The organism is Glutamicibacter sp. NPDC087831, assembly GCF_044742845.1.
GTDB lineage: Bacteria > Actinomycetota > Actinomycetes > Actinomycetales > Micrococcaceae > Glutamicibacter.
The window spans coordinates 455,763-466,440 of sequence record NZ_JBIUVH010000003.1 but is presented as its reverse complement, the minus strand read 5'-3'; the positions used below and the strand labels follow the sequence as shown (position 1 = coordinate 466,440).

General features: G+C 66.4%; 8 protein-coding genes. 1 reads left to right on the top strand and 7 read right to left on the bottom strand.

Annotated features, from left to right (window positions below):
- Positions 1-374 precede the first annotated feature (374 nt).
- The 5 genes from tyrS to argH form a co-directional block, all read right to left on the bottom strand.
- Positions 375-1,694, bottom strand: a complete 1,320-nt coding sequence (gene tyrS / locus ACIOJF_RS12950) for a tyrosine--tRNA ligase (protein ID WP_402741703.1) — start codon at positions 1,692-1,694, stop codon at positions 375-377.
- Positions 1,695-1,884: 190 nt separating this feature from the next.
- A complete protein-coding gene (locus tag ACIOJF_RS12945; protein ID WP_402741702.1) occupies positions 1,885-4,167 on the bottom strand; it encodes a HelD family protein in 2,283 nt (760 codons plus the stop codon).
- Positions 4,168-4,415: 248 nt separating this feature from the next.
- Complete coding sequence (locus tag ACIOJF_RS12940; RefSeq protein ID WP_105658124.1) at positions 4,416-4,955, bottom strand: adenine phosphoribosyltransferase; 540 nt, start codon at positions 4,953-4,955, stop codon at positions 4,416-4,418.
- A 105-nt stretch (positions 4,956-5,060) separates the two neighbouring features.
- Positions 5,061-5,801 carry a maleylpyruvate isomerase family mycothiol-dependent enzyme gene (locus tag ACIOJF_RS12935; RefSeq protein ID WP_105658125.1) on the bottom strand — a complete coding sequence of 247 codons (741 nt, stop codon included), beginning with the start codon at positions 5,799-5,801 and terminating at the stop codon, positions 5,061-5,063.
- Between the two features lie 119 nt (positions 5,802-5,920).
- A complete protein-coding gene (gene argH / locus ACIOJF_RS12930; protein WP_105658126.1) occupies positions 5,921-7,336 on the bottom strand; it encodes an argininosuccinate lyase in 1,416 nt (471 codons plus the stop codon).
- 252 nt (positions 7,337-7,588) lie between these two features.
- Between argH and ACIOJF_RS12925 the strand changes: the two genes are divergently transcribed.
- The gene (locus ACIOJF_RS12925; protein ID WP_105661899.1) at positions 7,589-8,140 is read left to right on the top strand and encodes a macro domain-containing protein; all 552 of its coding nucleotides are present in this window, start codon (positions 7,589-7,591) and stop codon (positions 8,138-8,140) included.
- Between the two features lie 80 nt (positions 8,141-8,220).
- Here ACIOJF_RS12925 and ACIOJF_RS12920 read toward each other — a convergent pair whose 3' ends face one another.
- Positions 8,221-10,074 carry an HNH endonuclease signature motif containing protein gene (locus ACIOJF_RS12920; protein ID WP_402741701.1) on the bottom strand — a complete coding sequence of 618 codons (1,854 nt, stop codon included), beginning with the start codon at positions 10,072-10,074 and terminating at the stop codon, positions 8,221-8,223.
- A gap of 99 nt (positions 10,075-10,173) precedes the next feature.
- Entirely contained in the window at positions 10,174-10,677 is a 504-nt protein-coding gene (locus ACIOJF_RS12915) for an arginine repressor (RefSeq protein WP_105658129.1), read from the bottom strand.
- Position 10,678: the final 1 nt, after the last annotated feature.

The window sequence follows — 10,678 nt, the reverse complement described above, 5'->3', positions numbered from 1 at the left end:
ACAAACTTGGCACACTATTGAGTTCTCAAACAACAAACACTCTCGACACCACAACCACCAATCCTTCGATGACTGCTTCGCTCCGGAGCAACTTTACAAGCCTACCACCAAGTTGACTGTTGTCAACTCGACGTTTCAGTCTTGTTCACCCCGCCGTTTCCGTTTCGCCCTTTCAGGCTGTCCGGATCAGCGGCGCGAGATAAAACTCTACACGGGTTCAGCCACGACGCAAAATCGGCCTACGGGTCGAATTTCAGCCACTAATCCGACCTTGACTAGGGATTATCATAATTAGGTACAACAAAACCGCCGGAAAAGTGTCTTGGTTCACAAGCTTTTCCGGCGGTTTCGTGTAGTGCGGTAGTTACTGGGCCCTACTTGGCCAGTTCAGCCACTGCCATGTTCTTCTTGCCGCGGCGCACGATCGCGTAGCGGCCATGCAGGAAGTCCGCCTCGGCCAGTTCAGTTTCGATGCCGCTAACCTTGCCGTTATTGACGTAGGCGCCACCTTCAGTGACCGTACGGCGTGCTTCGGACAATGACTTACTCAGGCCCGAGGCAACCAGGACATTCAAAATGCCCAGATCGTCCGCAGCAACCTTCGCCGAAGGCAGCTCCGCGATAACCGATTCCAAGGTAGGAAGATCAATCGCGCCCAGATCGCCATTGCCGAAGACCGCAGCCGAAGCGGCGATCACCTGCTCGGTAGCCTGCACACCGTGAACCAGGGAAGTGACTTCCCAGGCCAAGGTGCGCTGGGCGACGCGCTTGAACGGGCGCTCTGCAACTTCGGTTGCCAGTTCCGCGATCTGCTCGCGGGTCAGGAAGGTGAATACCTTCAAGCGGTCGATCACATCCGCGTCGGAGGTGTTCAGCCAGAACTGGTAGAAGGTGTACGGGCTGCACATTTCGGCATCCAGCCAGATGGCGTTGCCCTCGGACTTGCCGAACTTGGTGCCGTCGGAGTTGGTGATCAGCGGGGTGCCGTAGGCGTGCACCGAGTTGCCCTGGACCTTGCGGATCAGGTCGGTGCCGCTGGTCAGGTTGCCCCACTGGTCCGAGCCGCCGGTCTGCAGGGTGCAGCCGTACTGGCGGTTCAGCTCCAGGAAGTCGTAGCCCTGCAGCACCTGGTAGGAGAACTCGGTGTAGCTGATGCCCTCGTCGGAGTTCAGTCGCGCGGCGACGATCTCCTTCTTGATCATCGTGCCCACACGGAAGTACTTGCCCACATCGCGCAAGAAGTCCAAGGCCGACAGCTGCTGCGTCCAGTCCAGGTTGTTGACCAGCTGCACCGCGTTCTCGCCCTCATCGGAGAGGAAGCGGGAAACCTGCGCCTGGAGCTTGGCGACCCACTCGGTCACCGTCTCCCTGGTGTTCAAGGTGCGCTCCGCAGTTTGGCGCGGGTCGCCGATCAGGCCGGTGGAACCGCCAACCAGGGCCAGCGGCTTGTGGCCGGCCAGCTGCAGGCGGCGCATATTCAGCAACTGCACCAGGTTGCCCAGATGCAGGGACGGCGCAGTGGGATCGAACCCGCAATAGTAGGTCACAGACTCTTCGGACAGGGCTCGTTCCAGCTCGGTTTCGTCGGTGGACACGTGCACCAGGCCGCGCCACTTGAGTTCCTGCCAGACGTTCTCGAAAGATGCGTCGTTGCTCTGTCCCGCAATCACGGGATTCTGCTTCGTATCAGACATGCTCACTGTGACCATTTTCTGTCTTCGTTCTGCCCCGAGTGCCCGCGTTGCTGCTTGCGTGCACCTGTGATCGCACCGGGAGTTGGGGTTGCCTTCCCGGCGCATGGGTTTAAGGTTATCGCTTGGTGGCAGGCTCGTGCCACTTCCCCGGCCCGCCCCTTGGTCACATAGCCGACCCCGCGGTGCGCTGCTAGCCTTCCAGGCCTTCAGGCAGTTCGCGGGTGTGGACCACGCGCAGGCGCTGGGTGGTACGGGTCATCGCCACATACAAATCGCCCACGCCGCCGTCCACCTCGTCGACCAGCTCGGCCGGTTCCAGGATCAGCACGCCGTCGAATTCCAGGCCCTTGGACTCGCGCGCGGTGATCACCACGATGTCCTGGCTCAATCCGCCCGAACCGGCGCCAACGCGGTCGCCATGCACTTCCTGGACCGCCGCGCGGATGCGGGCCAGATCCTGCTGAGGCACGATGATCGCCTGCAGTCCCCCGGCCGAGTACTCCAGCTCCTCGCCCAGCGCGGCCAGGACCGCATCCTGGACTTCGGCCTCGGTGGTTTTGGTCAGCACCGGTGGCCAGTCGCCTTCGCGGACCGCCTGCGGGGTGGTGATCCGCAGGCCGGCGGCCTGGGCCACGCGCACCGCCGCGTCGGCGATCTGCGCCGGGGTGCGGTAGTTGACGGTCAGCTCTTCGAGCTCGAAGCGCTCACCGAAGAACGGCTCCAGGGCCTGGGACCAGCTGCTGGCGCCCGAGGCGGCCGAGGTCTGGGCGATGTCGCCCACGATGGTGAAGGACTTCATCGGGCAGCGGCGAACCAGCAGGCGCCACTGCATCGGCGAAAGCTCCTGCGCCTCGTCGACCACGATGTGCCCGTAGGCCCAGGTGCGATCGGCGACGGCGCGTTCAGCGGCCGTGAGCCGGGCCGCAGTTTCCTGGTTCACTCCGGCCACCTGCTCAGCGGTGACCACTCCGTCGATGCCGGCGTTTTCCAGCATGGTGTGCATATTGCGCAGCGCGGCCTTGGCATTTTCCACGTCGGCCTCGTACTGGGCGGTGTGCGTGCCGGCCAGCGGGTCGGCGAACTCGCCGAGCAGCCCGGACGCCTCATCGAGCAGCGGCACATCGGCCTCGGTGAACGGCGAGCCGGCCCGGCGATACAGGGCGTCGCGGTCCGTTTCCTTCAGGTGCGGGGCCGCGGCGGCCAAAAGGTGCGGGGTGGCGAACAACTCGGCCACCAGCTGCTGCGGGGTCATCGGCATCCAGCACAGGTTCAGCGCCACGCGCACATCGTGCGATTCGCGCACTTCCTGGGGCAGGTAGGAACGGTCGGTGGTCGAGGACTGCCCGGCCGATTCCTCCAGCTTGCGGCGCAACTGCTCGGCCAGGTCCCCCACCAGCACCTTGACGAAGGTTTCGCGGGCCTCGTTGTAGGGCTTGTGGGTGTGGCGGGCTCGTTCGCGCGCGTTCTTGACCATCTTCGGGGTCAGGGTCAGGCGGGTTCCCTCCACCACCAGGGTGCGGGTTTCCGGAATCAGCCGCTGGCGGTTGCGCACCGCAGTGGCGATCACCCTGGCCATGGACAGCTGGCCCTTGAGCCGGGCGACGGTGCGGTTGGTTTCCGGCACGGCGTGGATGCCGTGGTAGAGCTCGCCCACCGAGGACATGACCACGCCGGTCTCGCCCAGCGAGGGCAGTACGCGCTCGATGTAGCGCATGAAGGAAGTGGACGGGCCGACGATCAGCACCCCGGCGTTCTTCAGCCGTTCGCGGTACTCGTAGAGCAGGAACGCCGCGCGGTGCAGGGCGACGGCGGTCTTGCCGGTGCCCGGACCGCCCTGGACCACGACGGCGCCGGGCAGCTGCGCGCGGATGATCGCATCCTGCTCGGCCTGGATGGTGCCGACGATATCGCCCATGCGGCCGGTGCGCTTCTCGCGCAAAGCGGCCATCAGCGCGCCCTCGCCGTGGTGGGTGTGCCCCTCATCCAGCCAGGTCTCGTCGAGCACGTCGTCCTCGATGCCGGCCACGGTCCGGCCCTTGAGCATCAGGTGGCGGCGGCGGCGCACCCCGCGCGGATTCAGCGCGGTCGCCTGGTAGAAGGGGGCCGCTTCGCTGGCGCGCCAGTCGATCATCAGCCGGTTCAGGTCCTCGTCGGACAGGCCGATGCGGCCGATGTAGCGGGGAGTGCCGGAGGATGAGCCGTTGCCGGCTTCCGGCCCCTGGCCGTTGGCTGCCATATCCAGGCGGCCGAAGACCAGGCGGTCCTCGACGGCGTCGAGCTGGGCAATCCGGTCCTCGTAGAGGGTGGCGAAAGAGTCGCGTTCGGACATGTTCTGGAAGGTGCCCACCGCCCCCTGGGCCCGGGTGCGCTCAAGCTGCTCCACCTTTTCGGCGCGCAACTCGTCCAGCCGCGCGTACAGGCGGCCCACATAGTCGGATTCAGCTAACAGATCGGCCTCGATCGTATCGGTCAACCCAGTTTCCCCTCGCGCTCAAAATGTGCCCCTGCGCAAAGCACAGGGCCCTACGTAAAACGGTTCCCACGTAAAAACACAGGACAGATAATGATACGCGCCTTTGGCCCGGCGCAGGTAATCGCGCGCACCGGTGCCAAGCGCTGGCCGGGCCCGCTGCCGGGCTGTTCGCCAGCGGCGTGGAAGCGTGGCGGTTTGTTACCTGCGCGCCGCTTCCCGGCTGCCGCTTCGGCACCGCGCTGCCCGGCTCAGGAGTGGACGACCTGCAAGGAGAGCACCTTGTGCCCCGGCAGCTTGGCCCGTCCTTCGAGGCCATCGAGTTCCAGCACGACGCCGACGCCGGCGATCCTGGCACCGGTCTGCTCCAGCAGGCGGACCGCTGAACCCACGGTGCCGCCGGTGGCCAGCACGTCGTCGAGAATCAGCACGCGGGTGCCCGGGGCGATCTCGTCCTTGTGCACCTCCAGGCAACTGGTGCCGTATTCCAAGGTGTACTCGTCGCGGTAGACCTCGCGCGGCAGCTTGCCGGCCTTGCGGATGGTCAGCATGCCCTTCCCCGAGGCGTAGGCGGCGGCCGCCGCCAGCACGAAACCGCGGGCTTCGAGGCCCGCGACGATGTCGAACTGCCCCTCGAAGGGGGCGATCAGCTCGTCGACCATGCGGCGCAGGCCGGTCGGGTCGGCGAAGACCGGGGTGAGGTCCTTGAAGGAGATCCCTGGCTGCGGGTAGTCGGGCACGATCTCGCACAGTCGATCCAGCAGGTCGCTAATGCTCTCAGAAGTAGTCACGCCTAGTAATTTTAGTCCCTCCGCGCGCCGCACGCCGCACGATCGTGCATAATCATGAGCACATTTTGGGCGGTGTCCATGCGGTACGGCGGTTAACCATCCAGGCTAGCGGTTCATCAAGCGATCGCTGGGCCAGGGCAGCAGCTGCGGGTCCGCGGCCCCGTCGGCGGCCGCGGTAACCTGCACCGGCCCGGCCGCAGGGCGTCCGGCCATCCATGCGGCCAAGTCGAAATCGGCGCCCGAGAGCACCCACGATTTCGCCCCGTCCCCGAGCACCATCCGGGGTTTGCCATGCGGCTGCAGCACCAGACGGGTTCCTTCCGGAACGCGGGCTTCGAGCGCCCGGAACAGATGCGCGCTGAATGCCGGCGGCCAGCTGGCGGCCGGGCGCAGGAATTCGTCCAGGTCGGTGGCGTGGATCAGCATCTCTCGCCAGGTCGCGTACATCAGGTCCGCGGCCTTGGCCCCCGGGCGGTACCCCACCGGCTGCTCCCACGTGGCTTCGGCACCAGGCAGGGTGGCGCGCAACTGGGCCAACGCGTCGGCGGCCAAGGCGCGCAGGGACTCCGGGCGCATCAGCGCGGTCATGTTGATCGCCTCGATCCGGCCCTCGGCGCCCCCGTCGTACATCAGCGGCGGCCGCTGGGCTCCGGCGTTCTCGAACTGGCGCACGGCGGCCTTCGCGAAGGAGGCCAGATGCGCGATCAGCTGGGCGGTGCTCCAGCCCGGCAGCGAACTGGGCTTGCTGTACTGGGTGTCGGGAACCTCCCGCACCTGTACGGAAAGTTCATCCAATGCGGTGGTGACCTGCGCGATGAGTTCGGCAGGGGCCAGGAGTCGAGTCATGAATCACACTTTAGCGCGAACCGGGCGCAAATGCGCAAGGGCTCGAAGCCGTGGTTAACGCGCAAGCGGCCGCCGGGCAGGATTCTTCCCGCGCGGCGGCCGCTTGGCCCTGCCCGGTGCTACTTGGCCCAGGCCTTGATCTGGTCGAGCTGTCGCTCGAACTCGGCGAGCTGCGCTGCGACCGCGCTCGGGGCGGTGCCGCCCTGGCCGTTGCGGGCGTTCAGCGAACCCTCGGTGGAGAGCACCTCGCGCACCGCCGGGGTCAGGTGCTCGGAGATGCCGGCGTATTCCTCGTCGGTCAGGTCCCACAGTTCCACGCCGCGCGATTCGGCCAGCTGCACCGCAGCGCCGGAGAGCTCGTGGGCATCGCGGAACGGCACGCCCTGGCGGACCAGCCATTCGGCGATGTCGGTCGCCAAGGCGAAGCCCTGCGGGGCCAGATCCGCCATGCGCTCGGTATTGAAGGTCAAGGTGCCCATCATTCCGGCGACCGCCGGCAGCAGGATTTCCAGGGTGTCCGCGGCGTCGAATACCGGTTCCTTGTCTTCCTGCAGGTCGCGGTTGTAGGCCAGGGGCAGGGCCTTGAGGGTAGCCAGCAGGCCGGTCAGGTCGCCGATCAGGCGCCCTGCCTTGCCGCGGGCCAGCTCGGCGATATCGGGGTTCTTCTTCTGCGGCATGATCGAGGAGCCGGTGGAGAAGGAGTCGTGCAGCTTCACGAAGCTGAATTCCTTGGTGGCCCAGAGGATGACCTCCTCCGAGACGCGCGAGAGGTCCACGCCGATCATGGCCGCGATCCAGGAGAATTCGGCGAACACGTCGCGGGCGGCGGTGCCGTCGATCGAGTTGTGCACGGCCGAGTCGAAGCCCAGCTCGGCGGCGACGAAGTTCGGATCCAGGCCCAGGGTCTGGCCGGCCAGCGCACCGGAACCATAGGGCGACACGGCGGCACGCTTGTCCCAGTCGACCAGGCGCTGCACATCGCGCAGCAGCGGCCAGGAGTAGGCCAGCAGCAGGTGCGAGAGCAGGATCGGCTGGGCATGCTGCAGGTGGGTGCGCCCGGGCATCGGCGCATAGGGGTGCGCCTTGGCCTGCTCGACCATGGCGTCAAGGGTGTCGATCACGCCGCGGGCGATGATCCGCGCGTGGTCGCGCAGGAACATCCGGCCCAGGGTGGCGATCTGGTCATTGCGCGACCGGCCGGCGCGCAGCTTGCCGCCCAGGGCGGTGCCGGCGCGCTCCAGCAGGCCGCGTTCCAGCGAGCCGTGGACGTCTTCGTCGGTTGGCGCTGCGACATAGGCCTCGGAGATGACATCGGCTTCGAGCTGGTCCAGGGCGGCGATCATGTCTGCCAGCTCGGCATCGGTGAGCAGGCCCGCGCGGTTCAGCACCTTGGCATGGGCACGGGATCCGGCAATATCGTAGCTGGCCAGGCGCCAGTCGAAGTGGGTGGACTTGCTCAGCGCTGCCATTGCATCCGCTGGGCCGCCGGAGAAGCGACCGCCCCAGAGCGATCCTTCATTTGTTGACGAGGCCATGGCCCGTTCCTTTCTGCCGGAGAAAATTGACGTTGCACCCTACTCTAGCAAAGCTTTATGCAATGTAACTCATATTTATGCAACGGTGTGCCGATTCATGCATCACATGCTTATCACTGCGGCCTGCTCTGCGGGGCTTGGCCAGGCTCCGGAACACGCAGGAAACCTTGAGTTTTGCCTCTTCCAGTACTCAGCGCCCGGGCGTATGGTGTGATCATAGAGCCGATACGGAACGTTCTTCGGAGGTACCCAATGGAAATCCAGTTGTACCGGGGTGATATCACCACCCTTCATGTTGATGCCATCGTCAATGCGGCCAATCCTTCGCTGCTCGGTGGAGGCGGCGTCGACGGCGCGATCCATGCAGCTGCTGGTCCCAGCCTGCTGGCCGCCTGCCGGGAAATTCGGGCCAACCGCTACCCCGACGGGATTCCTTCGGGCATTGCCGTCGTCACCAAGGCCGGCAACCTGCATGCCAAGTGGGTCGTCCACACCGCGGCCCCCAACTTGGCGCTGATCAAGCCGAACCCCAAGATCCTCGATGACTGCTTCGTGAACTCCCTGTATGTCGCGGCCCGCCACGAGGCCCACTCGGTCGCGTTCCCGGCGATTGGCGCAGGGGCGTTCGGGTGGGATCCTGAGCAGGTTGCCAGCATCGCCCATGCAGCGATCAGCCGGTGGATCGAGACCAATAAGCATATTTCGCCGATCCACAAGATCATCCTGGTCGCGCATACCGATGAGGTCCAGGCCGCCTTCGAGCGGGCCTTCTCGCTGGATGCCGTGGAGGATATTGCCGCCTGACCGGATCCGAATGGCAATAACGCACGAACTCTGCCGCGCACTCCTAGTCGAGGGCGCGGCAGTTTTGCGAGGTCGGGCAGCTAGGTGCGGGCGAAATAGGTGTTGCGCCGCGGCAGCTGCTGCGGATCCAGATGCTTGGGCAGGATGACATGGGGCAGGCCCTTGATCTTGACCAGTTTCAGGTATCCGCTGTGGACCATGGTGTGGTGCAGTGCGCAGAGCGGGCAGCAGTCCTGGAGTCGGGTATGGCCGCCCTTGGCCCACGGTTTGAAGTGGTGGAATTCGATCAGTGCCGGGTCTGCCGTGCAGCCTGGGACCAGGCAGCCGCCGTCCCGGTCGCGGGCGGCAAGTTTCATCCAGCGCGGGAAGAGCCGGGCGTCGCGTCCGATATCCATGATCACCCCGTCCGCGTTGTAGATCGGGCTGATCACCTTGGCTTCGCACAGCATGGTGCGCAACTGGGGCGCGGAAATTCTCACGCCGTGCGCGCTGATGCCGGTGAGCGATGCGAGATCCTGGAGATCCTCGAAGCGCGCGTGCACCACGATTTCGGGGGTGATGCGCTTGCCCCGGCTGTCGGGGCCGATATTGCGCAGGATTGCATTCAGCGCATTGAGCCGGCGTTCGGGCACCGAACAAGTTGCCTGCAAGCCCGGCAGTGGTGTGCCCGGCGGGTTCGGCGGGTCGGGATCTGGCGCGGCATCATCCGCAGGAGCTGGCAGGCCAACGCCCGCCCCGTCCGGAGCAGGTTGGTCGCTGTTCCAGAGGTGCTCCGCGGGTACTTCCCACTCGGCCTTGCCATCAGGCGCTTGCTGGCCGCCGTCGAATTCCGGGTCGGGGTCGGGCTCCGAGCCGGGGTGTCCGCTGGAAGACGGCTCTGCGGTATCGCCGTGCTCATCGCCGGAAGGGCTGTCGCTGGCGGCGCCTGCGGCCTTGCGGGCGGCGGCGCCGGCCTTGGTGCGCTTGTTGTCGGCCTGCGTGATCAGCGATTCCCAGAGTTCCGCGTCGATCTCCCGGACACGGACGATGAATTCATGAACCCCGTTGACCACCTTGCCGCGGAAGAGGCCCAGCTTCGGGGTCGTAGCCTGGTCGTGCGCGTCCTTGTACTCCTTGATCAAGCCATTGATGCGCTTCTGCCGGATGCGGATCTGGTCTTCCCTCAGGTGCGCGGCGGCATGCTCCTCGAGCAAGGTGCCGTCGGCGGCCTTGGCAGTGGCCGTGGTGGGCAGGCCGTCGAAGGTGGTGTCCTCGGGTTCGAACTTGTCCAGCGCGCGGGCGGTTTTCAGCACCTCGCGGGGATCCGGCGTGCTGTGCAGGCCCGGCAGGGCCCAGCCGGCCGGCGACAGCAAGGCCTCCGTGGACGGATCTGCGACTGGCGTGCCTGGCGCGGGGGTGCCGGCGAAGTGTTCTGCGAGCAGGGTGAAACGCGGGGCGCAGGCAGAGCCGGCGATATCCTTGCGGGCGTGGACCAGATGGGCGTCCTTGACGCGGCGGTCGGCCTCGAAATAATTCACATCCAGCATCTGGGACAGGACGGTGGCCGCATCGAGGTAGAGGGTGCGGCCGGGCGCGAATTGCGCAGGGGCGCTGAAATCGGTGGTGCCTGCGCGCAGGTGGTCGAATTCGGCGAGGTCCAGGGCGTGGGCGGCGCTGGTCTCCACCTGGCTTGCCGCCATGACGACGGTGCGGGCGGCTTGCCGGCTGAAGGCTTCGGCGAAGTGGGCGTGGGCCAGCGCGAGGCGCGGATCGGCGCAGCCCGAGGCCTGGGCGCAGAGGTTCTGGAACAGCAACAGGCACGCGGCTTCGGCGCGCAGCAAGCTGGCGGCGTCCAGCGGGGTGCCGCTGGCCAGCTGCTGCGCCACGGTCCCCAGGCTGGCGGCCAGTGCGGGTCCCGCGGTGCTCGTGGCGCTGGCGCTCTGAAGTGGTTCCATGCCCCGATCATCGGGCGCCATCTCGACCGGCATGGCAAAGCCGCCGCGGACTGTGGAGAAGTTCGCGGCGGCAAGCGCCCGATGGACTGGCGGCGCCGGTCAGCGCGGCTCGGCCAGCTGCAGGAAGCGGGCGGCCACTTCGGCGCCGCCGTCGGCCGCGCGGGTGGTGACCATGATGGTGTCATCCCCCGCGATGCAGCCCAGGATCGAGGGCATCTGCGAGTGGTCGATGGCCAGGGCCAGCAGGTTCGCCGCGCCCGGCGGGGTGCGCAGCACCACGATATTCCCGGAGGCCTCGGCGGTGACCAGCTGCTCGGCGCAGATCTTGGCCAGGCGCGCGTCGAGCACTTCCTGGGTGATCGCGGTCTTCGGGGAACGGTCCCCGCCTTCCTGGCGCACCGCGTAGATCAGCTGCCCGGAGTTGTCGCGGATGCGCACCGCTCCGATTTCCACCAGGTCACGCGAGAGCGTGGCCTGGGTGACTTCCAGCCCGTCGTCCTTGAGCAGGCCGAGCAGCTCGGCCTGGGACTTGACCGAGTTGTTGCCCAGGAACGCGCGGATGCGGGCCTGGCGGGCGGTTTTGGTGCTTGGCTGGGCGGACATC